General features: G+C 44.6%; 19 protein-coding genes. 12 read left to right on the top strand and 7 right to left on the bottom strand.

The genetic code is table 11. The features are described 5' to 3' along the window. Positions 1-37: 37 nt before the first annotated feature. Positions 38-1,735, bottom strand: coding sequence for an FAD-dependent oxidoreductase (locus HUO09_RS18420; RefSeq protein ID WP_167411470.1), 1,698 nt, complete (start codon positions 1,733-1,735; stop codon positions 38-40). 69 nt (positions 1,736-1,804) lie between these two features. Next, complete coding sequence (locus HUO09_RS18415) at positions 1,805-1,990, bottom strand: DUF2892 domain-containing protein (protein ID WP_102942180.1); 186 nt, start codon at positions 1,988-1,990, stop codon at positions 1,805-1,807. 156 nt (positions 1,991-2,146) lie between these two features. Between HUO09_RS18415 and HUO09_RS18410 the strand changes: the two genes are divergently transcribed. From HUO09_RS18410 to HUO09_RS18390, 5 genes are all read left to right on the top strand, one after another. Continuing rightward, a complete protein-coding gene (locus HUO09_RS18410; RefSeq protein ID WP_167411469.1) occupies positions 2,147-2,449 on the top strand; it encodes a helix-turn-helix transcriptional regulator in 303 nt (100 codons plus the stop codon). A gap of 38 nt (positions 2,450-2,487) precedes the next feature. After that, positions 2,488-2,907 carry a YeeE/YedE family protein gene (locus HUO09_RS18405; RefSeq protein WP_167411468.1) on the top strand — a complete coding sequence of 140 codons (420 nt, stop codon included), beginning with the start codon at positions 2,488-2,490 and terminating at the stop codon, positions 2,905-2,907. A gap of 85 nt (positions 2,908-2,992) precedes the next feature. After that, a complete protein-coding gene (locus tag HUO09_RS18400) occupies positions 2,993-3,451 on the top strand; it encodes a YeeE/YedE family protein (protein WP_167411467.1) in 459 nt (152 codons plus the stop codon). 118 nt (positions 3,452-3,569) lie between these two features. Then, entirely contained in the window at positions 3,570-4,574 is a 1,005-nt protein-coding gene (locus HUO09_RS18395) for an efflux RND transporter periplasmic adaptor subunit (protein ID WP_167411466.1), read from the top strand. Between the two features lie 2 nt (positions 4,575-4,576). Continuing rightward, complete coding sequence (locus HUO09_RS18390; RefSeq protein ID WP_188234944.1) at positions 4,577-7,744, top strand: efflux RND transporter permease subunit; 3,168 nt, start codon at positions 4,577-4,579, stop codon at positions 7,742-7,744. A 107-nt stretch (positions 7,745-7,851) separates the two neighbouring features. Here the strand turns inward: HUO09_RS18390 and HUO09_RS18385 are convergent, their stop codons facing one another. Continuing rightward, a complete protein-coding gene (locus HUO09_RS18385; protein WP_188234943.1) occupies positions 7,852-8,748 on the bottom strand; it encodes an endonuclease/exonuclease/phosphatase family protein in 897 nt (298 codons plus the stop codon). A gap of 308 nt (positions 8,749-9,056) precedes the next feature. Between HUO09_RS18385 and nrdD the strand changes: the two genes are divergently transcribed. The 4 genes from nrdD (at position 9,057) to HUO09_RS18365 (ending at position 13,687) form a co-directional block, all read left to right on the top strand. Continuing rightward, positions 9,057-11,177 (top strand): anaerobic ribonucleoside-triphosphate reductase, encoded by a 2,121-nt coding sequence (gene nrdD, locus HUO09_RS18380; protein WP_167411464.1) that lies wholly within the window; start codon positions 9,057-9,059, stop codon positions 11,175-11,177. 18 nt (positions 11,178-11,195) lie between these two features. Further along, the gene (nrdG, locus tag HUO09_RS18375) at positions 11,196-11,663 is read left to right on the top strand and encodes an anaerobic ribonucleoside-triphosphate reductase-activating protein (RefSeq protein ID WP_188234942.1); all 468 of its coding nucleotides are present in this window, start codon (positions 11,196-11,198) and stop codon (positions 11,661-11,663) included. Between the two features lie 115 nt (positions 11,664-11,778). Next, entirely contained in the window at positions 11,779-12,960 is a 1,182-nt protein-coding gene (locus HUO09_RS18370) for an amino acid aminotransferase (RefSeq protein WP_167411462.1), read from the top strand. A 28-nt stretch (positions 12,961-12,988) separates the two neighbouring features. Next, complete coding sequence (locus HUO09_RS18365) at positions 12,989-13,687, top strand: ATP-dependent zinc protease (protein ID WP_188234941.1); 699 nt, start codon at positions 12,989-12,991, stop codon at positions 13,685-13,687. Positions 13,688-13,737: 50 nt separating this feature from the next. Here the strand turns inward: HUO09_RS18365 and HUO09_RS18360 are convergent, their stop codons facing one another. The 4 genes from HUO09_RS18360 to fruB all read right to left on the bottom strand — a co-directional run bounded on the left by HUO09_RS18360 (position 13,738) and on the right by fruB (position 18,637). Next, complete coding sequence (locus HUO09_RS18360) at positions 13,738-14,205, bottom strand: 2TM domain-containing protein (protein ID WP_188234940.1); 468 nt, start codon at positions 14,203-14,205, stop codon at positions 13,738-13,740. Between the two features lie 547 nt (positions 14,206-14,752). Next, on the bottom strand, positions 14,753-16,495 hold the full coding sequence (gene fruA / locus HUO09_RS18355; RefSeq protein ID WP_167411459.1) for a PTS fructose transporter subunit IIBC: 1,743 nt from the start codon (positions 16,493-16,495) through the stop codon (positions 14,753-14,755). Between the two features lie 17 nt (positions 16,496-16,512). Next, positions 16,513-17,472 carry a 1-phosphofructokinase gene (gene pfkB, locus HUO09_RS18350; protein WP_167411498.1) on the bottom strand — a complete coding sequence of 320 codons (960 nt, stop codon included), beginning with the start codon at positions 17,470-17,472 and terminating at the stop codon, positions 16,513-16,515. Positions 17,473-17,497: 25 nt separating this feature from the next. Beyond that, positions 17,498-18,637: a fused PTS fructose transporter subunit IIA/HPr protein gene (fruB, locus tag HUO09_RS18345; RefSeq protein WP_188234939.1), complete on the bottom strand. Its 1,140-nt coding sequence runs from the start codon at positions 18,635-18,637 to the stop codon at positions 17,498-17,500. A 323-nt stretch (positions 18,638-18,960) separates the two neighbouring features. On the opposite strand from fruB, the gene cra reads away from it, so the two are divergent. The 3 genes from cra to HUO09_RS18330 all read left to right on the top strand — a co-directional run bounded on the left by cra (position 18,961) and on the right by HUO09_RS18330 (position 24,299). Further along, positions 18,961-19,941 carry a catabolite repressor/activator gene (gene cra / locus HUO09_RS18340; protein WP_188234938.1) on the top strand — a complete coding sequence of 327 codons (981 nt, stop codon included), beginning with the start codon at positions 18,961-18,963 and terminating at the stop codon, positions 19,939-19,941. A 178-nt stretch (positions 19,942-20,119) separates the two neighbouring features. Next, complete coding sequence (locus HUO09_RS18335) at positions 20,120-21,256, top strand: exonuclease SbcCD subunit D (RefSeq protein ID WP_188234937.1); 1,137 nt, start codon at positions 20,120-20,122, stop codon at positions 21,254-21,256. A gap of 1 nt (position 21,257) precedes the next feature. Beyond that, complete coding sequence (locus tag HUO09_RS18330; protein WP_188234936.1) at positions 21,258-24,299, top strand: AAA family ATPase; 3,042 nt, start codon at positions 21,258-21,260, stop codon at positions 24,297-24,299. Positions 24,300-24,319 lie beyond the last annotated feature (20 nt).

The raw sequence follows: 24,319 nt of genomic DNA, 5'->3' as shown, positions 1-24,319 counted from the left end.
GCTGGCCTATATCTAGTTTATAGAAGCTAATGTTCTATTACGCTTTAGCAAACAGGTAAGTACGGTAACCACCAAGTAGGTTACGTGCTTTATAGCCGTTATTCACTAGCTGACGGTATGCCACGTTTCCGCGCAGACCTACCTGACAGTAGATCACAATCTCTTTGTCTTTTGGTAGCTCATCCATACGTTGACGAAGTTGGTCAACAGGAATGTTAACAGCACCTGGTAGGTAACCGTTTTGTAGTTCACCTGGGTTACGAACGTCTAATAACAGTTGGTCTTCGGTTAGGTTATCAATCTCATCAAAGTGAATTGCGGTTGAATCGCCTTTGATTAGGTTGTTCGCTACGAATGCCGCTTGGTTAATCACGTCTTTCGCACTGCCGTATGGTGGCGCGTAAGTCAACTCTAAGTGTTGTAGCTGTTCTACTGTCATACCAGCACGTTGAGCAACAGCCATCACGTCGATACGTTTGTCGATACCATCTTTACCCACTGCTTGCGCACCGAAGATTTTACCTGATTTTGGATCGAACAACATTTTGAACGAAACCACTTCAGCACCAGGGTAGTAGCTCGCATGGCTTGCAGTGTGTACGTACACTTTTTCGTACTCAACGCCGTCACGTTTTAGTTGCTTCTCGTTTTTACCGGTTGAAGCCACCGCTAGGTCAAAGATCTTACAAATCGCAGTACCTTGAGTACCTTGGTAAGTTTCGCTGCGACCAAGCATGTTATCTGCTGCCATACGGCCTTGACGGTTTGCAGGTCCTGCTAGAGGAACCATGGTTTGTTGACCAGTGACGAAGTCTTTCTCTTCGATTGCATCACCGACCGCGTAAATAGATGGATCGCTGGTTTGCATGTATTCGTTAGTATAAATACCACCAAGCTCACCAATTTGCAGACCCGCTTCTGAAGCTAATTTGGTTTCAGGACGTACACCAATCGCCATGATCAGAATATCAGTGGTGAGTGTATCGCCATCGCTTAGCGTCAACTCAAGTTCACCATTGATATGTTGGTGCTCTGCTTGACCAGAATCCATGCTTGCTAATGATGTTGTTGGCTTAAATTCTACCGATTTCAGTGCAGTAGATAGGCGTAAATCGATGCCTTTTGCACGAATTTCTGCGTGAGCAAAACCAGCCATTTCACGGTCTACTGGCGTCATCACTTGGTCTGCCATTTCTAGCAAAGTCGTTTTAATACCAAGTTGGTGGAACGCTTCCATCATTTCCAAACCGATAAAACCACCACCCACAACTGTTGCGTGATCAACTTGGTTGGTATTAATGGTTTGTATAATTTTATCCATATCTGGAATATTGCGCAGTGAATGCGTCAATGGGTTATCTAAACCTGGGATCGGTGGAACAACTGGGCCTGCACCTGGGCTTAGAAGTAGGAAATCGTAGCTTTCAGTGTATTCGCTTTGGTCTAACAGATTACGAACCGTAATGGTTTTCTCGTCGCGGTTGATGCGGAGCACTTCATTCATTACTCGCACATCTACGTTGAAACGCGCTAGGAAACTCTCCGGGGTTTGAAGCAGAAGATTACCGCGTTCTTTGATGTCTCCACCGATGTGATATGGCAATCCGCAGTTGGCGAAAGAAACGAACGGCCCACGTTCAAACATTATAATTTGTGCATCTTCGCTTAAGCGACGAGCACGAGCCGCGGCAGAAGCGCCACCTGCAACACCACCAATGATCACGATCTTAGTCATAATTTACTCCAAGTTTTTGTTCTGGCTCGAAAGGCTAACAAAGCAATTTGTCAGCCTTGTGACGAGCAACTAACGTAAGCCTAATTTTTTCAGAAAATAAACTGCTGGACATATCCCTGTGAAGGCACTTTGAATCAGGTTGGCACCAACAAATACCGTCAACCAAACAAAGTTAGGGTGAACGAATGCAGTTAAAATTACTGAGATCAGTATCATACTGCCCGCTAATACTCTTACACCGTTTTCAATAGTCATAATATTACCCTCCGCTGGATTAATGAGCTCACTATAGAACCTTTAATTAGAAATGTCTAATGTTAATTCAGCTAATTTTAAAGAAGCTAAATAAGCGTTGACTAATATTAATTTATTAGTAAAATCTAATTCATCGATTTAAATGAGGGTAAGACAATGGAAGCTGTCAACATTAAAACAATGAAGCAAAATGCAGCGGAAGTGTCTGAAATTCTAAGAATAATGGCGCATCCTGAGCGTCTAATGGTTTTATGTCAACTGACTAAAGGTGAAGTTGGCGTGGGTGTATTACAACAAGGCTCATCATTGAGTCAGTCTGCTTTTTCCCAACACTTAACCGTGCTACGTAAACATGGTTTAATCAAGGCTCGTAAAGAGTCACAACAAGTGTTTTATTCGCTCGCAGACAACCGTGTAACTCAACTGATTCAAAGTCTACAAATGACATTTTGTGGATAATAATTTTTAATTTAAAACTTTAATGTATAGAGGTAGTTATGGCGTTTTCCATTCCATGGGATTCTTTAGCCGGAGGCATTTTATTAGGTATTTCAGCGACATTGATGTTGCTAATGAACGGAAAAGTAGCAGGTATCAGCGGTATTTTAACGGGCTTGATGACACCAAAAACGAAGGACTTCGCATGGCGACTATTGTTTGCTCTGGGAATGATTTCAGGTGGTGTTCTGGCAGCGTTAATGCTGGGTGGTGAAGCTCCGGTTCAGTTCGAAACAAGTAGTGCGATGCTCGCAATTGCGGGCCTATTAGTTGGCGTTGGTACCCGTTTAGGTAATGGGTGTACCAGCGGACATGGTATTTGTGGCATTGGGCGTTTATCTAAGCGTTCGATTGTCGCTACTTGCGTATTTATGGCAGTAGCAGCAGCAACGGTGTTTGTCCGTTTCCATGTTCTTTAATTTTAGCTTTTATAGTTAAAACATAAGCTTAAAAGCTAGGCCAGTTTAAAAACTGGGTTGGTTTAAAACTAATAGGTGTTTTCAAATGAATAATATGTTGTTTCGATTAACGTCTTTGTTGGCGGGTGTGTTGTTTGGTATTGGTATGATCATTTCTGGCATGGCAGATCCGGCAAAAGTGTTGGGTTTCCTTGATGTGGCTGGAAATTGGGACCCGAGTTTAATGTTCGTCATGGGTGGAGCACTAATGGTGTTTATGCCTGCTTATTTCTTACTGATTAAGCCAAAGCAGAAACCAGTTAACGCTGAAAAATTCTGTTTAGCTACAAATAAAACAGTAGATAGCCGTTTACTTAGCGGTGCGGCAATCTTCGGCTTGGGATGGGGAATTGCAGGTATTTGTCCTGGTCCTGTGGTTTCAAGCCTCGCTTTAGGCAACTCAGGTGCTTGGGTTTTCTTCGCTAGTATGATGGTCGGCCTTGGCGCAACAAACTTATTGATCTGTATTAAGAATAATAAACAAGTTCAATCACAAACAGCTTAGCCACACTATGCTATTAGTGGTATAGAAATCGAGTATAGGCACGACTTATACAAATAAGTGAGTAGCTTATACAACGAGATAGTCGTGAGCAGTATTTAGGCACTAAGGAGAGTGACTTATGAGATGGTTAACTTTGAGTATTTCTGTGGCACTTGCCAGTTCTGGCTATGTGAATGCAGAACAAGTAAGTGAACGTTACATCGTAAAGAGTGAGTCACTCTCGCAAGTTGTGCAACTTGATGGCGTGGTTCAACCCATTAATCAAGGTACTGTTGCTTCACAAACCTCAGGTCGAATTGTTGGCCTGAATGTGGATGTGAATGACTATGTAAAAAAAGGCACTGTGCTATTGGAAATCAGTGCCGTTCAGCAATCGGCTTCATTCGACGCTGCTCGGGCTCAATTAGCCAGTGCGATTGCGCAAGACAGAGAAGCTCAAGCGCAAGTTAAACGCTACCGTCAACTTTTCCCCAAAGGGGCAATTTCACAAGATGTGATGGATTCTGCTGAAGCAAAAGCTCGCAGTGCATCAGCGGCGGTGAAATCGGCTCAAGCAGCGGTTGCTCAGGCCAAAGAATCCCTAGGTTATACCAGTGTTACCGCGCCTTATGACGGTGTAGTTACCCAAAGACACGTTGAATTAGGTGAAACTGTTGCGCCTGGAACCCCACTCGTGAGTGGTTTTTCGATTGATAAGCTTCGAGTAGAGACTGAGATTCCTCAGCGTTATCAACCCGCAGTTGCAGATGTTGCTCAATTCGAAGTTGTCTCACCTCAAGGTGAACGCATATTGCCTACTCAATATAGCTTGTTCAGCTATGCGGATCCTCAATCCCACACCTTTAAAATTCGTCTTAACTTACCTGAACAAATCTCAACTTTTGTGCCGGGAATGTGGGTAAAAACCGAGTTCCATTACGGCAACAGAGACACGATTCTGATTCCGAACAGTTCCGTTGTTCGCAGAGCAGAACTGAGTTCAGTCTACCGAATTCAGGGCGACAGCCGAGTGCTTAACCCCGTACGGTTAGGGCAAACTTACGGCGATTACACCGAAGTGTTGTCTGGCCTTGAAGAAGGCGACGTCATTTCGACTACCGCTCTTAACGCAGAAGGTAAGTAATTATGGACAAACGACTCGGCATTTCGGGTCGCATTGCCGCGGCCTTCCAAAATTCTGCTATGACACCTTTGCTCGCTTTAGTCGGGCTTTTGATGGGGCTTTTCGCGGTGATTGTGACGCCGAAAGAAGAAGAACCTCAAATAGATGTGACTTTTGCAGACGTTTATATTCCGTTCCCCGGCGCTTCTCCTGCTGAGGTTGAAAGTTTAGTGACTACGCCTGCGGAGCAAGTGATCTCTGAAATTCAGGGCATTGATAAAATCTATTCTTTCTCTCAGCCTGACGGCGCGATGATTGTTGCCATTTTCGATGTTGGTGTAACGCGCAATGACGCCGTGGTTCGCATCTACAATAAACTTTATTCCAACAAGGATTGGATGCCTCAAGGTGTTGGGGTAGGTGAACCTATCATCAAGCCGAAGGGCATTGAAGACGTGCCTATTGTGACTATCACTTTGGCTGATAAGAGTGGTGAGTTAGATCAGCAACAGTTAACGCAAGTCGCTCACGGTTTGGAAACCGAACTGAAGCGAATTGATGGTACTCGCGATATTTACACTGTAGGTGGTCACAACACTATCGTCGATGTGCGTCTTGATCCGGTGAAGATGAACAGTTTTGGTATCACGCTTGATCAACTGAATCAGCATCTGCCTTCAGCGAATTCAAGTTCCACCATGTTGTCCCTTACTCATGATAACCAACAATTTCCGGTTCAAGTGGGGCAATTCCTTACTCGTGTAGAAGAAGTCAAACAACTGGTTGTCGGTTTACACAACAATACCCCTGTGTATCTGGAAGATATCGCGACCGTGAAGTTTGGTGTCAACACACCAACGCAAAATGTTTGGACCAGTGACAAGCAAGGCATTTATCCCGCGGTGACGTTAGCCGTTGCCAAGAAAGGGGGCGAAAATGCGGTAAATGTAGCGAATGCTATTGAATCGCGTTTGGTTGAATTGGAAAACCAGCTTATTCCTCAAGGCATTGATGTCGATATTACCCGTGACTACGGCAAAACAGCGGCAGATAAAAGTAATACCCTGATTGGTAAACTTGCGTTTGCGACCACTGCGGTTGTTATCTTAGTTGTACTAACTATGGGTTGGCGTGAAGCGGCTGTAGTAGGCTTAGCGGTTGTCGTCACTTTGATGATTACGCTATTTGCTTCATGGGCATGGGGCTTTACGCTCAACCGAGTTTCATTGTTCGCACTGATATTCTCTATCGGTATTCTGGTCGATGATGCGATCGTGGTGGTGGAAAACATTCACCGACATATGGCAATGGGTAAGCAAAAGCTAAGTGAGCTGATTCCGCCTGCGGTTGATGAAGTCGGTGGACCAACCATTCTCGCGACATTAACAGTCATCGCGGCACTATTACCTATGGCATTTGTCTCAGGATTGATGGGGCCTTATATGAGCCCGATTCCAATCAATGCGTCTATGGGCATGCTCATTTCCTTAGCGGTGGCATTTATTGTTTCGCCTTGGCTTGCAGGGCATTTCTTAAAGCCTACAGTTCATGGTCACCAAGAAGGTGGAGCAACCAGTTCGGTATTCCACCGAATCATGGCTCCGTTTGTCACTGCAAAGAATCAAGGTCGTAATCGTTTCATGTTGCTGTTGGTGATTCTGGCTTTGATCGCTGGCTCTATGCTGTTGCCTGTGTTCCAAGCGGTTGTGTTGAAGATGCTACCGTTTGACAACAAATCAGAGTTTCAAGTTGTGCTGGATATGCCAGAAGGTACGTCTTTGGAGAGAACACAGCGCGTGTTGTTCGAAATGGGCACAGAGCTAAACAAAGTACCAGAGATGGAAAGCTACCAAATCTATGCAGGTACAGCTGCGCCGATTAACTTTAACGGTCTGGTTCGTCACTACTTTATGCGTAATCAGTCGAATCAGGGTGACATTCAGGTCAACCTAGCAGGACGTAAAGAGCGTGATAGAGACAGCCATGAAATTGCCAGCTCTATTCGCCCTGTATTAAAAGCGGTCGCAGATAAATTTGGCGGTAAGGTTAAAGTGGTTGAAGTACCACCGGGTCCCCCTGTCTGGTCTCCGATATTGGCGGAAGTTTATGGTCCAACGCCGGAAATTCGTAATGCCGCCGCAAGACAAGTAAGAGAAGTGTTCCGCACTACTCAGGATATTGTCGATGTGGACATGTACCTGCCAGAGCTGCACCAGAAATGGCAAGTAGTGATCGACAGAAGCAAAGCGTCTCACTACCAGGTGCCTTATGCTTCGATTGTTGATGCTCTAGCCACTTCGATTGGTGGAAAACCGGTGACTTATCTTCACAGTGAGCACAGTAAGTACCCAATTCCAATTCAGATTCAAGCAAGTGAAACGGCAAAGGTGCGTTTAGAACAAGTGCTGAATATGAAAGTGGGCAGCATGACGGGTAGCGCTTATCCACTGTCTGATTTGGTGTCGGTTCGTCAAACGCCAATGGAAGATTACATTGTGCATAAGAACCTTGTGCCTATGGTCATGGTCGTCGGTGATATGGCAGGAAGTGTAGATAGCCCACTGTACGGTATGTTTAATGTGGGCAGTGAACTGGACAAAGCAATGGCAGTTGACCAGTACTACATCAATCAGCCAGATGGTTTAAACGGCATTTCTATACTGTGGGACGGTGAGTGGACTATCACTTATGAAACCTTCCGCGATATGGGTATCGCTTACGCTGTCGGTATGATTCTGATTTACCTGTTGGTTGTAGCGCAGTTTAAGTCATATTTAGTGCCGTTGATCATCATGGCGCCAATCCCGCTCACCATTATTGGTGTGATGCCGGGGCACGCCTTATTAGGCGCACAGTTCACGGCGACTTCAATGATCGGCATGATTGCTTTGGCCGGTATTATCGTGCGTAACTCGATTTTGCTGGTGGACTTTATCAACCAACAAGTGGAAGAAGGTATTGTGTTCTCTGAAGCGGTGATTCAGTCCGCAGCGGTACGTGCTAAACCCATTATGCTGACGGCACTGGCTGCGATGATAGGCGCGGTATTCATCCTCGATGACCCGATCTTCAACGGCTTGGCTATTAGTTTGATTTTCGGGATATTCGTATCGACAATTTTGACCTTGTTGGTCATCCCTGTCCTATACTACGTAGTGATGAGAAAACGCTTCGAAAAAAGTCCTGTTTAGGTATAGGGATTTGTAGTCAGTAAACTTGTCTTAATGCCTCACAATGTAAGCCAATACAGTGTGAGGCATTTTTGTGTTTGTCACTTTTAGTTGAACAGTATCTGCAGCTACCAATTGAACTGAGAAACAATAGGGCAGTGATCACTTAAGTGATAGTTGAGTGCATCTTGGTCTTTATAAACCATTTGTTTGGGCTGAGTTGTTTGAAGCTTAGGGCTGACAATCATATGGTCAATCACGGAACGAAATTGATGCAGCTGTGAAGCATTATTGCGTTTGCGAACTTTGCATAAAGCCTGAGTATTGCGGGTTGCCAGTTCTGGTTTTTGTTTCAAACCCTGATTAAACTCTTGCCACAACCAGTCGCCTTTAAAGCTCAGGTTATGATTGAAATCTCCCATAATCACATATTCTTGCCCTTGCTTTTCGCGCTCTTTAATCCAACGGTTGAGACTTTTCCCTTGTGCTAACAGAGTCTGACAGGTCTCTTTGTGAGAATAGAATTTCCCTACGCAACCCGCTTTGAGATGTAGTGAAAGTACGTGGACAGGTGTGGCACTATCAGGATAAAGAATGACATAAGAAGCAAATCTTAGTTTGTGATTAGCTCTGCCATACAAGTCGATGTCTTTGGGATCAGAAAAAGGTACGTTATTACGAATGGCAAAGCCCGTGTACTGGTTGATATCAGAAAACTGGTGATTATGGTATTGAGGCAGGTCTCTGTCTGACAGAACGACGGAATAATCTGACGAGCTTACTCGCTTGAATGCGTCGATGCTATCGACTTCCTGAAAAGCAATCACATCCGCATTGAGTCGCTCAAAATATCCTTTCAAGGCAGAAAAATCGTCATTGCTTCGCTTTCCTTCATAGACATTATGGTTTGGATTGATGGTGAGCCACTCCATATTCCAAGTACTCAAGGTTAATTTTTCAGCATGCGCAGTGGGTGCCACTATGATGAAAATTACACTTGCAAATAGAGCGTGAAATAGGCGCATTTTTCCTTTCCTTTTGTCATGTCTTTTATCGTGATTTCTGCAGCGCTTAATCTATCAGGCTTCCAAAAAAATCAACATCTGATATCACAATTTTTGCGGTTTACAGCTTTTCTTACGAGTTTGAGATCTTGTGCTGTAAGTTTGAATCAATTCTGTCCGGTGGTCTAAATCCATTGATCTATATCAATACTCCAACTTGATGTCGGAGGTTAAATACGCCACAACATATAGTGTCAGTTGGATAATAAAAAGCCCTATATAGTGTGTTTGTGGATAAGTCTGTGAGTATGCTGGGGTAAGGAGAAATTTTGAAACCTATCGTGATCAAACGTGATGGCTCTAAAGCCCCGTTTAACAGGGATCGTATTCAATCTGCAGTTGAAAGTGCCGCAGATCATGTGGATAAAGAGCTGGCAATTTATGCTCTTAATGTAGCACTTGCTGTTGAACTGAAATTGAAAGATTACGAAGAAGTTCACATCGCCGAAATTCAGACGATGGTAGAGAACGAGCTAATGCAAGGTCCGTACAAAGCATTAGCTCGTTCATACATTGAATATCGCCATGACCGCGATATTTCTCGTGAAAAGCAAAGCGCGTTGACCAGAGAAATTGAAGGCTTAATTCAAGAAAGCAATGCCGATCTGCTAAACGAAAATGCCAACAAAGACGGCAAAGTGATCCCAACACAGCGCGACCTGTTAGCAGGTATCGTAGCTAAGCACTATGCGAAAACTCGTATCCTGCCTCGTGATATCGTTCAGGCTCATGAAGAAGGTGACATTCACTATCATGATCTCGATTACGCACCGTTTTTCCCAATGTTTAACTGTATGCTTATCGATTTGCAGGGCATGCTGACACACGGCTTTAAAATGGGTAACGCGGAAATTGATACGCCAAAATCAATTTCGACCGCGACAGCGGTAACCGCACAAATCATTGCTCAGGTTGCAAGTCATATCTACGGTGGTACAACGATCAACCGTATTGATGAAATTCTTGCGCCTTACGTAACAGCAAGCTACGAAAAACACTTAGAAATCGCCAAAGAGTGGGACATTCACAGCCCGGAAGAGTTTGCTAAATCTCGTACTGAGAAAGAGTGTTATGACGCATTCCAGTCTCTGGAATACGAAGTCAACACGCTTCACACAGCTAACGGACAAACTCCTTTTGTAACGTTTGGTTTTGGTTTAGGTACCTGCTGGGAATCGCGTTTAATTCAGGAATCTATTTTGAAAAACCGTATCGCGGGCTTGGGTAAAAACCGCAAAACAGCGGTTTTCCCTAAACTGGTGTTCGCGATTAAAGACGGTTTAAATCATAAGAAATCTGATCCAAACTACGACATCAAACAGCTTGCGCTGGAATGTGCGTCAAAACGTATGTATCCAGACATCTTGAACTACGACAAAGTGGTTGAAGTGACGGGTTCGTTTAAAACGCCAATGGGATGCCGCAGCTTCCTGAATACCTATGAAGAGAATGGTGAACTGATTCACGAAGGTCGCAACAACCTGGGTGTAGTGAGTTTGAACTTGCCGCGCATTGCATTGAAAGCAAATGGCGATATTAATAAGTTTTACGAGTTGTTGGATGAGAAGCTGAAACTGGCTCGTCGCGCACTTGAAACGCGAATCAGCCGTCTGGAGAAGGTGAAAGCTCGTGTTGCTCCAATTCTGTATATGGAAGGCGCATGTGGTGTTCGTCTGAAAGCCGACGATTCAATCACTGAAATCTTCAAAAATGGTCGTGCTTCAATTTCACTGGGTTACATCGGTGTACATGAAACTATCACAGCATTGTTCGGCGCTGACGATCATGTTTATGATGATGCGAAACTGCGTGAGCATGCGATTGAAATCATTCAACGTCTACGTAACGCCGTAGATCAATGGAAAGAAGAAACAGGGTACGCATTTAGCCTGTACGGTACACCAAGCGAAAACTTATGTAGCCGCTTCTGCCGTATCGACGCAAAAGAGTTTGGTGTTATTGAGGGTGTAACTGACAAAGGTTATTACACCAACAGTTTCCACTTGGATGTGCAAAAAACAGTAAACCCATACGATAAGATCGATTTCGAGATGCCTTACCCAGAAATTTCGAGCGGTGGCTTTATCTGTTACGGTGAGTTCCCGAACATGCAACGCAATATCGAAGCGTTAGAAAACGTCTGGGATTACAGCTACTCTCGTGTTCCTTATTACGGCACAAACACGCCGATTGATGAGTGCTATGACTGCGGCTTTACTGGCGAATTTGAATGTACCAGCAAGGGCTTTGTATGTCCGAAGTGTGGTAACCATGATTCGTCTAAAGTATCAGTAACTCGTCGTGTATGTGGTTATTTGGGTAGCCCTGACGCTCGTCCGTTCAACTTCGGTAAACAAGAAGAAGTTAAACGTCGCGTTAAGCACCTTTAAATGAAATACGATTGAGCAATGAACTACCACCAATATCATCCTATTGATGTGGTCAACGGACCGGGGACACGCTGTACACTGTTTGTCTCCGGCTGTGAACACAACTGTAAAGGCTGCTATAACCAGAGCACATGGTCTTTGCGCTCTGGTCATCCTTATACTCAAGATTTAGAAGATCGCATCATTGCGGACTTGAACGATTCCCGTATACCGAAACGTGGCTTGTCGTTGTCCGGCGGTGATCCTCTGCATCCGCAAAATGTCTCTGCCATTCTCAATTTGGTGAAACGCGTTAAGCAAGAATGTAGCGATAAAGATATCTGGCTATGGACGGGTTATTTGCTTGCGGAACTGAGCGAAGCGCAACAACAGGTATTGGAATACATTGATGTGCTGATAGATGGCAAATTTATCAAAGATCTTGCCGACCCAAGCCTAGATTGGCGAGGCAGCAGTAATCAAGTCATTCACTACCTCAAATCTTAATTATTAGCTCCGATTTAGGAGCTAATAACTTGCCTATAAACAAGTATCTTGAGCCGTTTCAGCGATAGTGTTACTTTGAAACTCATCACTTGAATTTCAAAAGGCTGTGACTTTCATGTTCTCTCATTTAACTGCTCCAACTCTTGACCCAATCATTTCACTGACGGCGGCTTTCCGTGACGATCCTCGTGCTGAAAAAGTCGATTTAGGCATTGGTGTTTATAAAAATAGCTTAGGCGAAACGCCAATCATGCAAGCCATTTTGCAAGCTCAAGATATTGTAGCGAAAACACAGAAATCAAAGTCGTACGTTGGCCTTGCAGGATGCGAAGAGTTCAACCAATGCATGGCGGATTTAGTGCTAGGTGATACCCCCGTGCGTGAACGACTCTCCGTTATTCAGACTCCGGGTGCCAGTGGCGCATTACGTATGCTTGCTGATTTGATGTATTTTGCTCAGCCAGAAACCACGGTGTGGCTAACAGACCCAAGTTATGTCAATCACAAACCGATCATGGAAGCTGCAGGACTTAAAGTGAAGTTTTACAGCTACTTTAGCCAAAAAACCAAAATGGTGAATGCTGATCGTATGCTTGCGGACTTGGCTCATGCTGGGCCAAAAGATGTGGTTGTTGTTCATGGTTGTTGTCATAACCCGACGGGTGCTGATATTGATTTTTCAGCTTGGCAGGCGATTACGGAACTGGCTCAGAAAAATGGTTTTACGCCATTTGTAGATATCGCTTATCAAGGATTTGGTGATGGCCTGCAAGAAGATGCGAAAGGTATTCGCTATATGGCAGAGCGAGTAGAAGAAATGCTGATCACCACATCATGCTCCAAAAACTTTGGCTTATATCGCGAGCGTACTGGGGCAGCCATGGTACTGGGGAAAAATGCGACTGAAGCAACGAATGCTAAAGGTAAGCTGCTGGCATTAGCGCGTACCACATACACTATGCCGCCTGACCACGGCGCGGCGCTGGTAAAAACAGTATTGCAAAGCGATGCATTAACCATAGTTTGGAAGAATGAGTTGGTTGAAATGCAACAGCGTCTGTTAAGTCTTCGTAAAAGTTTATGTAACCAGTTGAGAAATCAACACAATACTTCACAATTTGATTTCATAGAAAGTCACAAAGGTATGTTTACTATGCTAGGCTTAACAGCAGAGCAAATGTTACGATTACGCGAAGACTTCGGTATCTATGGGGTTGCCGATAGTCGTATCAACATTGCTGGTTTAACAGAAAAAGACATCCCTTATGTGGCGGATGCAATAATGAAAGTTTTATAGATATTTTTCAGTTTGAGTAGGTGAGCGAATGAAACAACAGTGGAAATTTTTAATTCCTTTGATGCTAAGTGGCGGTTTAATTGCGTGTTCTACAACGCCTAAAGAAGGTGATGCAAAGGATCAAGCTGTTCAAGTTGAAGAACCTAAGCAAGAGGTTTCTCAACCAGAAAGAGACCTCAGTAAATATGAAACCGTAACGCCAAAGGTTGAGCCTATTACTGAACCTAAGCCGGAAGTAAGACCTGAACAGCAACCAAAGCCGGATCCTAAACCACCTGTAGTGGCTGATGCTAAGAAAACAGCTGATGGACGTTTAATTCTTGGAGAGCAAGAATGGGTTTATGTTACTGGCTTGAAAGAGAACTTCCGTGCACGTATTGATACCGGTGCGACGACTTCTTCAGTGAGTGCAGTCGACGTTGTTCCATTCGAGCGTGACGGCAAAGATTGGGTAAAATTTAAGATTGCACATGACGATGTGATGAGCAAAGAGTTCGCGCTACCAGTTGAACGTTGGGTTGATATTCGTCAGTCAAGCGCAGAAGGCACGCAACGTCGCGCTGTGGTTATGGCGTGGATCCAAATCGGTGATTTGAAAGAATATACTGAGTTTACTCTTACAGACAGAAGCCACCTGACTTTCCCTGTGTTGCTCGGTCGCAGCTTCTTCAAAGATGTTGCACTGGTTGATGTTAGCCGTAAGTACATTCAACCAAAACACAAATAAGCTCGAAATGGAAAATCAAAAAGCCAGCTGATGCTGGCTTTTTCTATGTTTTACAACTTCCTGCCAAGGCGCTTTTCAATTTGACGCTTTTCCCATTTAGGTCCGAAGAGATTGAACACCTCGAAGGCATTTAAACCATGATTCAAGATACCAATACCCCAACCTAAAGCTGGCCACCAAGCCCATATATAATCGGGGTTGGTGAATAGGTTGATGGCGAAAAGTAGGCTAATCACCATTACGTATGTCATCAGGTGTGAGTAAAAACTTTTGATGGATCTGACTTGGTCAATCACCGTCTGTTCTTCTTCGGTAAATTTGGTTTCGTTGGTCATTTCTGGCTCCTGCTGAAGTTCTTCGATACTGGTTTCAAAGACAGCTGCTAGGGATTTTAGTGACTCTAAACCAGGCTGTTGGCCACGCTCAATTCTCTGAATAGTACGGATACTTAAGCCGCTTAGTTCGGCCAACTGTTCTTGAGACCAACCGTGTTTTAGTCTGAGTTTTCTAATAATCATTTAAAAATTCCTTCTACTGCCATGAGCCATAACTTACCAACTGCGTATCCAATATATTACGTCATATAGGCGACATAGATGTGACACTTCCATAAATTCAATAAGTTAGAACGAAACATTTCATCCATCTGCAATAGCAGTATTGTGACGAGTATTATCAAGAGTCGCCATAATCAGCATTCTCTTCAAGCGACTATTCTTCGATTCTAGACAAAATTCGACATTTTTCGCGATACACAGTCATGTGAATCGGGTTAGATGTCATTAGTGAAACATATTAGTGAAACACATTAACGAAACACATTGGTGGAACACGTTAATGAAATAACGGTTAGTTGAGCTCGTTGGGTTGGTAAAGGAAAGAATAGGGGGAAGGAGATAGTTACGTTAGATAGCCAAGCGAGCCGAACTTTGTGTCCTGTGGCATTCGTACTATTGAGTCAAAATAAAAAAGCCAGTGGACAATGTCACTGGCAATAGCCTTCGGGGGGCAAAGACTTGGAAATTGATAAGAAGCTAAGCGTAATGCTTAGCTTCTTGTTTTCGCTTAAGAAGCAGTTACTGCAGACTTTTCAGTAGCGCGAGCTTTGAAGAAAGCGTAGCCAAAGCCTGTTACTGCTGTACCCGCAGCGATAGCAACTAGGTACATAAACACTGGAGTAATAGCACCAGGAATCGCTAGTACGAATAAACCGCCGTGTGGAGCCATCAGTTTTGCACCGAACAGCATTGATAGAGCACCTGTTAATGCACCACCTGCCATACATGCTGGGATAACACGCATTGGGTCTTTCGCTGCAAATGGGATAGCACCTTCAGAGATGAAACATAGGCCAAGTACGAATGATGCTTTACCTGCTTCACGCTCACTAGGTTCAAATTTGTTTTTAGCAAGGAAAGTCGCTAAGCCCATACCTAGAGCCGGAACCATACCTGCTGCCATGATAGCTGCCATTGGTGCGTAAGTTTGTGAAGCCAATAGACCAACACCAAATGTGTAAGCCGCTTTGTTTACTGGACCACCAAGGTCGAAACACATCATTGCGCCTAGAATAATACCAAGCAGTACTGCGTTTGCTGAACCCATGTTGTTTAGGAACTCAGTCATTGCAGACATGATGCTTGATACTGGGCCACCAACGACGTAGATCATAATCAAACCGGTGATTAAGCTAGCAACGAATGGGATGATCAGAATCGGTTTTAACGCTTCCATTGACTGAGGAAGAGAAACTTTGTCAGCAATGAACTTCGCAGAGTAACCCGCAATGAAACCAGCAGCGATACCACCTAGGAAACCTGCGCCAGTAGAGCTTGCTAACATACCGCCAATCAAGCCTGGTGCAAGACCAGGACGGTCAGCAATTGAAAACGCGATGAAACCAGCAAGAACAGGAATCATAAGAGCGAATGCAGAACCACCACCGATAGTCATCAATGCTGCTGCTAGAGTACCTTCTTCTTTAAACGCTTCGATACCGAATACGAAAGACAGAGCGATGATCAAACCACCTGCAACCACCACTGGTAGCATGTGAGAAACACCTGTCATCAAGTGTTTGTACACACCTTTCTTCTCACCAGTGCTTTCAGCGCTGCTTGAAGCTTCAGCTTGGGTATAAACCGTCGCTTTTTCGAATGCGTTGTTGATCTCTTGTTCTGTTTTCTTCAGAGCAAGACCAGTACTGGTTTTGTAAAGTTTTTTGCCGTTGAAGCGATCAAGCGGAACATCGATGTCAGCAGCAATGATAACAAGATCTGCGTCAGCGATTTCTTGAGCAGTCAGTTGGTTTTTTGCACCAACAGAACCACGAGTTTCTACTTTGACAGTGTGGCCGAGACGAGAACCTGTCTCTTCCAACGCTTCAGCAGCCATGAATGTGTGTGCAACACCAGTTGGGCATGCAGTGATGGCAACAATCTTCTTCGCGCTTGCTGCAGGAGCCGCAGGAGCTTGGTAAGTTGTTGCAGCGCTTGCACTAAGCTCAGAAGCTTGTTCAACCGCTGTTTTCAAGTAAGCCGCTGGATTACTTGTGCAAGCAGAGATATCACTTTGGTAGACTTTTTTACCAACAAAGCGAGTAGTATCAACAGGTGTATTGGCTGCGATAATAACTACTTCAGCATTGTTGATGTCTGAATCGGTAAGCTTGTAGCCTTCAATCACAGAAGAGTGACATTCCACAACGGAAGTCCAGTTCAGTGATTTAGCAGCTTGTTCAAGCAATCCCGCAGCGATAATGCTGTTTGCAACGCCGCTAGGGCATGCAGTGATAATAGCAATATTCATAGTACGACCTTCTGTCCTTATTTGTTAGATACTTCAAAAGTACCAACTGGTTGTAATTGGATTTCTTTTTGTAGGGTGATTAGTTGAGTTTCTGAAGTCACACCCACCCCTACCTGCGTAACTGCAAGGGCAGATAATGCTGTAGCGAATGTGATTAAAGATTCTTTGTCCATATTTTGCATATGACCCCAGCAAAGACCGGCAACGAGAGTGTCACCTGCACCTACAGTACTGACAACGCTCATACGTGGTGGTTTTGCATGAAGCCATTGGCCTTGGTTTAGCCACATGGTTCCGTTGGCTCCCATTGAGACAACAATGTTTTCGATACCTTTTTCTGCAAGCTCAGCCGCCGCTGCTCGGCACTCTTCAGGAGTGACCAACTCACGACCAACAAACTGAGATAGCTCTTCATCGTTTGGCTTAATCAGCCAAGGGTGAGCGTTCAAGCCAGCTGCCAAGGCATCACGACTACTATCAAACAGAACTCGTTTGCCTAGTGAATGCAGCTTTTCAATCCAAGAAGCACATAAGCTTGGAGAAACACCCGTAGGCAAGCTGCCTGCAAGAACGAAATAATCATGGTCTTGCGCAAGGCGAAGTAGAGTCGCTTCGAAAGCCGCGATATCTTCGTCTGTAACATTGATACCTGGGAAGTTGATGTCACTTACTTCACCGCTCGCTTCAACGAGTTTAACGTTGATACGAGTTGAGCCCTGAATGCGGATGAACTCATCATGCGCACCCATCTCTTCAAACAGCTGGCAGAACATCTCTTGATTGTCTCTGCCTAGAAAGCCAGTCACAGTAACGTCTGCACCAAGGTCACTCAGTACTTTCGCTACGTTCACACCTTTGCCTGCCGCGTGCAGTGAACCTTTTTTAACAAGGCTCACGGTGCCCACGTTGAGCGTGTCCAAGCTACCAGTAAGATCCAGCGCTGGATTTAGGGTGATGGTGACGACTTTCGTTGTCATGGCGTTATTTAGCATGAGTCGCCCCTTAACCTTCACCTAGGCCAGCGTTAATAGCAGCACCGATAGACTCCAGCGCTTTAGCTGCATCTGGGCCTTCAGCAGTGAATTGAAGTTGGTGACCGTGCTTAACACCAAGAGCGATCACTTTCATCAAGCTCTTCGCGTTCACGTCTTTACCGTCGCCGTCCAAATTAGACACGCGGATTGAAGATTCGAATTTTTTCGCTTCTGCAACCAGCATTGCGCCCGGACGAGCATGAAGACCATGAGAGTTCTTGATCTTAAATACAGCAACATTATCGCCAGAAGCTGCTACCGGTTTTTCTTCTTCTGCTTCGTTGCTAAACAAAGCAAGTAGTTGTTCTGTGTTGGCTTTTAGGAACAGTTCCTGTTCGCCTGCAAACACTTTCTGTGTAAGTGTGTTTAGCATGTTTTCGTGTGCGTTATTACATGCAGCAAACGCGACAAGAGCTTTAACAGGTAAACCTTCAGATTCACAATGATTGGCAGTAGATACGAAAGACATACCTGTGCGTTTTACGGCTTTGTCACTGCTCACAACCCATAGACCTTTACCAAGGTGGGTGGGTGTCTTGGTCACTAGGTCAGCAACGAACTCAGAGTCCGCACAGCCACTGTTTTTCAACAAACCGCCAGCCACTGCGCTCATTTGCACCATGTCACTTGCAGGGAAAAGAAGTTGAATCAGTGATGCGTCGAAATCGGCTTCGAACTGAACTTCACCATTAAGCAGAGCAATGATGTCGTTTGCTGATTTTGCGTTTTTCAGCTTCTCTTCTACGCCGTCAGCAGAAAGCACTTTGGTTAACTGTTTTAGAATACCCAAGTGTTCATCTGATTTGGCAGCGATACCGATAGCAACGTAAACAGTGTTGTCGTCACCCCAGTTCACACCATTAGGGAAGTGGTGAACAGCAACACCTGTTTGTTTAACTAAATCGCGTGTGTCGGTTGTGCCGTGTGGAATAGCAATACCGTTACCCAGAAACGTAGAGTTCTGAGCTTCACGGTTTAACATGCCTTCAACATAGCCATTGTCGACTAAACCTTTTTGAGTAAGGTCGGCAGCGATAGCGCGAATTGCGTCCAACTTATTAGCATGAGCTTGATTAAGTTGAATATTTTGAGTGGTTAATTGCAGCATTGTTTGCCCCTTCTTCTGTCGTTATTCGACAGGATGATTTTTTAATTCTTTTTTATTGTAGTAACTTTTGCTGAACCTTGGCTGAAACGATTCAGCATTTGGTCCAAAAAAATTCAGCAAAGTTGCCAAACTGCTTTCAAATAGTCGGTTGGCACATCTACCGATAATTGAGAATTTACCGTAAACATTGACATTGGTATCAATTCCCAACTTTGCTGAATCCTTTCAGCTTTTATACTGAATCGATTCAGCGTATAATTCAACACCAATGAGGATCGAAAAATTGTTTCTATGATCCGCCGCACATAAATAGAGCAGTTGATATGACGCTAGATGAAATCGCAAAATTAGCAGGAGTTTCGAAAACGACTGCAAGCTATGTGATCAATGGAAAAGCCCAGAAGTACCGCATTAGTGAAAAGACACAACAAAAAGTGATGGCTGTGGTCAATGAACACAATTACCGACCTGATCACGCGGCATCCTCTTTGAGAGCAGGCAACAGCCGTTCATTCGGTTTGATTATTCCGGATTTAGAGAACACCAGTTACGCCCGACTCGCCAAGTTGATTGAGCAAAACTCTCGACAAGCGGGTTATCAGATTTTAATTGCCTGTTCTGATGATGATCCTGAAACTGAAATCAGTGCTGCAGAAGCGTTGGTATCAAGACGCATCGATGCGCTTTTCGTTGCGAGTTCAATTCCAAACGCCAGTGACTACTACTTAAAAATGCAAAACTCTGGCACGCCAGTTATTGCGATTGACCGTCCGTTGGATGACGAATATTTTGCCTGTGTGATTAGTGAAGATTACGGCGCAGCATTTGACCTGACGTCCTCACTGCTGACAGACAATGTCAAAACTGTGGGTTTAATTGGTGCGTTACCTGAACTGAACATTTCTCAAGAGCGCCAACTTGGTTTTGAGTCTGCAGTTAAATCTAACCAGCGTGAATTTATGTTGGGTTATGGTGAACACTTTAACCGTGAAGAAGGACGCAGAGTGTTTGAACAGTGGATGAAGAAAGAACGCTTGCCTGATGCCATCGTGACAACTTCTTATACCTTGTTAGAAGGCATTTTAGATGTGTTGATGGATCATCCAGACCTGCTGAAAAAAATTCGTTTAGCAACGTTTGGTGACAACCGCTTATTGGATTTCCTGCCAGTAAAAATCAATTCGCTACCGCAACAGTTTGAAGTGATTGCCGACAGTGCGTTGGCGCTTGCGCTTAATGCATCAGCAAAACGCTATCTATCTGGTGTTGAGTTGGTTCCACGCCGTTTGAAAGTCAGAGCGTGAGTTAAGCGATCATTTAAACCCTGATTTCGATTGCTCTTTGATTTCATTGATGAAATACAAAGGGCAATCAATCCTGCACCATCACTCACTCTTTATCTTTTCAGCGTCGCATTTGCTCGTAAAACGGGTATCATATTCGGCAACTATTTTAATAAAGTGTTCGTTGCACAGGAAAGGCATGAAGTTTCTTCACACCTCAGATTGGCACTTAGGCCGTCAGTTTCATAACGTGTCGCTACTTGAAGATCAAAGGCACGTACTATCTCAAATCGTTGATTACATAAAACACAACTCGGTTGATGCCTTAGTACTCGCCGGTGATGTGTATGATCGCTCCGTTCCTCCAACACTGGCGATTGAGTTACTGGATGAGATTGTCACAAAGATTTGTGGAGAGATTGGTGTGCCTATGCTTGTCATACCGGGCAACCATGACGGAGCGAAACGACTAGGCTTTGCGGCAAAGCAGATGAAGCAATCCGGTTTGCACATCATTGCAGATTTCGAACATATGCTTGAGCCAGTGGTTCTTTGTAGTAAACAAGCCGGTGAAGTGGCATTTTACGGCATGCCATATAACGATCCTGAGTTGGTCCGTCATTACTATCAGACTGCGATTAGCACTCACGATGAAGCTCATCAGCATCTTTGCGGGTTAATTGCCGAGCAATTTAAACCTTCTCAAAAAAACATATTGATCAGTCATTGTTTTGTTGATGGCGCGATTGAGTCTGAATCAGAACGACCACTCTCTATTGGTGGCTCGGACAGAGTCAGTCACGAACACTTTTTAGCTTTTGACTATGTGGCTCTCGGTCATTTGCATCAGCCACAAATGAAAGGTTCAGATTATATCCGCTATTCCGGTTCACTGATGAAATACAGCTTCAGTGAGCAACACCACAAGAAAGCGATGACACTCGTGGAACTGGATAAAGACGGTTTTGTTTCAGCCAGCCAAATACCACTCAATGCACCTCATAACATGCGAATTGTCGAAGGCGAGTTAGACCAAATTTTAGAGCAAGGCCGAACAGACCCTAATAGCCATGATTACCTATTAGTGCGCCTACAAGACAAGCACGCCATTCTCGATCCAATGGAAAAGCTGCGTAAGGTCTATCCAAATGTGTTGCACCTTGAAAAGCCCGGTATGTTAATCGGTGTCGATCAGGAAATGGGTAAAGCCCGTTTAGCTCGTGGCGAAATGGAGATGTTTAAAGACTTCTTCCTCGAAGCCAAACAGGAAGCATTAACAGAAGCTCAAGAGCAAGCTGTCAGCGCCGTTATCCAGTCATTGAAGCAAGGGGAATAGAATGCGCCCACTCCGATTATCGATTCAGGCATTTGGTCCTTTTGCTGGCAAAGAGGTGGTGGATTTCACCAGCCTTGGTGCATCTCCTCTGTTCCTTATCAACGGTCCTACAGGCGCTGGTAAAAGCTCGATTTTAGATGCAATCTGTTTTGCGCTTTATGGTGAAACCACTGGCAGCGAACGTACTGGCGATCAGATGCGTTGTGATTACGCTGATGCTGAACTCATCACGGAGATCGAATTTGAGTTTGAACTCGCAGGACGTGTGTACCTTGTGACTCGCAGCCCAGATCAGGAGACACCAAAAAAACGCGGCGAGGGTACAACTAAGAAAGCTCACGCGGCGACCTTAGTTGAAATTGTAGACGGTGAACAAAAGCTGCTGGCTAATCGCCCGAACCCTGTTGCAAAAGCGATGGTCGATTTGATTGGCTTGGATGTTAAGCAATTCCGTCAAGTAATGGTGATCCCGCAAGGTAGGTTTCGTGAGCTTTTAGTGGCTAATTCAAAAGAGCGTGAACAAATCTTTGGTCAGTTATTTCAAACGCAAATTTATACCCAGATAGAACGCGCTCTGTTTGAAAAAGCAGCGGGAATTCGCAAAGAAAAAGATGAGTTCGATAACCAGATAAAAGGCGCGTTGAATGTGGTATCTGCGGCTTCGGAAGAAGAGCTGAAAGAAGAACAAACAAAACTTCAACCTGAACTAAAGCAAAGCGAACAGAGCTATCAATCACTGCAACAGCAACTGGATGAAGCGAAAAAACAACGCAATTCAGCTCAGGAGCTAAAACAGAAATTTGTACAAAAGGCTGAGATTGAGAAAGCGGTAACCGAACATCAATCTGAGTTGCCGAATATTGAACAGCTACGCCAGAAAAGAACCAAAGCAAGACAGGCGCTTACCTTAGATCTGCCATTTAGCCAATGGGTCAGTGCTTCGAAACAGTGTGAACAGGCAGAAAAAAGCGTTAGCGAAAAGCTACTGCTGGTAGTGCAAACTAAAGCCAAGGTTGAACAAGCGGAATCTGTTTGGCAGCAAACGGTGAAGAATGTACAAGTGGTTCCTGAATTGTCTCAACAGCTTTATCAGCTTGAAGAAATCGGTAAAAAATACCGCATACTTGATGACAAACAAAAAGCGCTTGAGGCGGCAAAATTAAGGTTTCAAAAGGCAAAGGCAGAAGAAGAAACGCTTGAGAAACAGTTAAAGAATCTAGATGCAGAGATACAAGCCAAACGAACCGAATACGAACAAACGTCTCATGCAGTGTCGAGTTTAGATGCTAAACGTTTGTCGCTCGCGAATGTGGTTGAACAGATCAAAGTTCGTCAAAGCAGCAATCATCTGACGGAACAACAAAGCAAACTTAAGCAAGCCGTGGCTCTGGCGGAAAAAAGATATGCCGAAGCGCAAGCAGCAACCAATGAAGCTAAGAAAGACGCCGACAGACTAGAGATGATCTGGCACACCAACCAAGCGGCTGAATTGGCGAAGTCACTAAGTGAGGGTGATGCTTGTCCTGTCTGTGGTAGCTTGGAACATCCTCAGTTAGCAGGTTTTACCGGTGATGTGGTTACCCGAGAGGAAGTGAAAGTTGCCCGAGATGCGCAGCAGTTGCGTGCGTCAAATGAGTTGGAAGCGTTGAAACATCATCAGTCTGCGGTATCAAATGTTGGTCAAATTGAACGTGAACTGAACCAGCTATTAGCGAAGATTGCAGAGCAATCGATAGCCGAACTCGCTGTGCTTGGACAAAGCAAAGAAACGTTAGAGAAAGAGATTCAAACTCTGGCATCCATGCAGCCTCAAGTTTTGAAAGCGCAGTTAGAGGCTCTGGAAGGCCGCCATTTACAAACCAAGGCTAATCTTGAGAAGTCTATTGCAGGCACAGCAGACAGCAAGCATGCGATGACGGTTTTGGAAACCGAAGTAGCTTCACTTCTCGAAGGTGTTTCATCTGGTTTCGAGAATGTGGAGCAGGTGAGATCGCAATATGTTGCGATTAAAAAGCAAATCGAAGAGTTGCAAAAAGCTGAGCAGCAGGCGCAGCAACAGTTTGCTGAAACTCAGAAGCAGCTTTCCGCGATTGAATCATCGTTAAATGATGCTCAGTCGCTGAAGAAACAGTGGTTTGATGAAAAGCAAAGCACCGAGAAAGCTTGGTTAGAAGCTCTGGCTGCAAGTTCGTTTGAAAACCAGGATGCCTATTTAAGCGCAAAATTGGCAGAAGCGGCGATAGCCGAACTGGAATCGTCAATTCGCCAATACGAAGATAAAGGCGCGTCGCTAAAAACTCAGCTTGAAACGCTCTCTACTGAATTGAAAGATAAACAGCAACCAGAGTTAGAGCCTTTAGAACAAGCATTGACAGCAAAAGAGCAAGAGGTTGAACAAGCGTTGCAACGCTATACGCAATTGCGCTCGCGAATGGACAGCCTCAATCAGGTGCAACAGAAACTCGCCGCGCTTTATGCGAAAAATGAAGAGCTGGAGAAAGCCTATCAGGTATTTGGCACATTAAGTGATATCGCTACGGGTAAAACCGGAGCCAGAGTAAGCCTACATCGCTTCGTGCTTGGAGTTTTGCTGGATGATGTCTTGATTCAAGCTTCTCAGCGTTTGCAATTGATGAGCAAAGGACGTTATTTACTAAAACGCAAAGAAGATCGTGCCAAAGGTAATAGTGGTTCAGGCTTAGATCTGATGGTGGAAGATGGCTACACAGGTAAATGGCGCGACGTAGCGACCCTTTCCGGTGGTGAATCGTTTATGGCAGCGCTCTCTTTGGCGCTTGGCTTATCGGATGTGGTGCAGTCGTACAGCGGTGGTATTCGTCTCGATACTCTGTTTATTGATGAAGGTTTTGGCAGTCTTGATCCTGAATCATTGGATCTGGCGATACAAACCTTGATTGATTTGCAACAGGGAGGCAGAACTATTGGAATCATCTCGCACGTGAGTGAACTCAAAGAGCAAATTTCCCTTAGGTTAGATGTGGAAGCTTCAAGGATGGGAAGTTCCACTAAACTGGTTGCTTAACCACCTAAGATTTCATCTTA

The organism is Vibrio sp. Y2-5 (genome assembly GCF_014596725.1).
Taxonomy (GTDB): domain Bacteria; phylum Pseudomonadota; class Gammaproteobacteria; order Enterobacterales; family Vibrionaceae; genus Vibrio.
The sequence above is the reverse complement of the archived record's forward strand: the minus strand, read 5'-3'. Positions and strand labels throughout refer to the sequence as shown.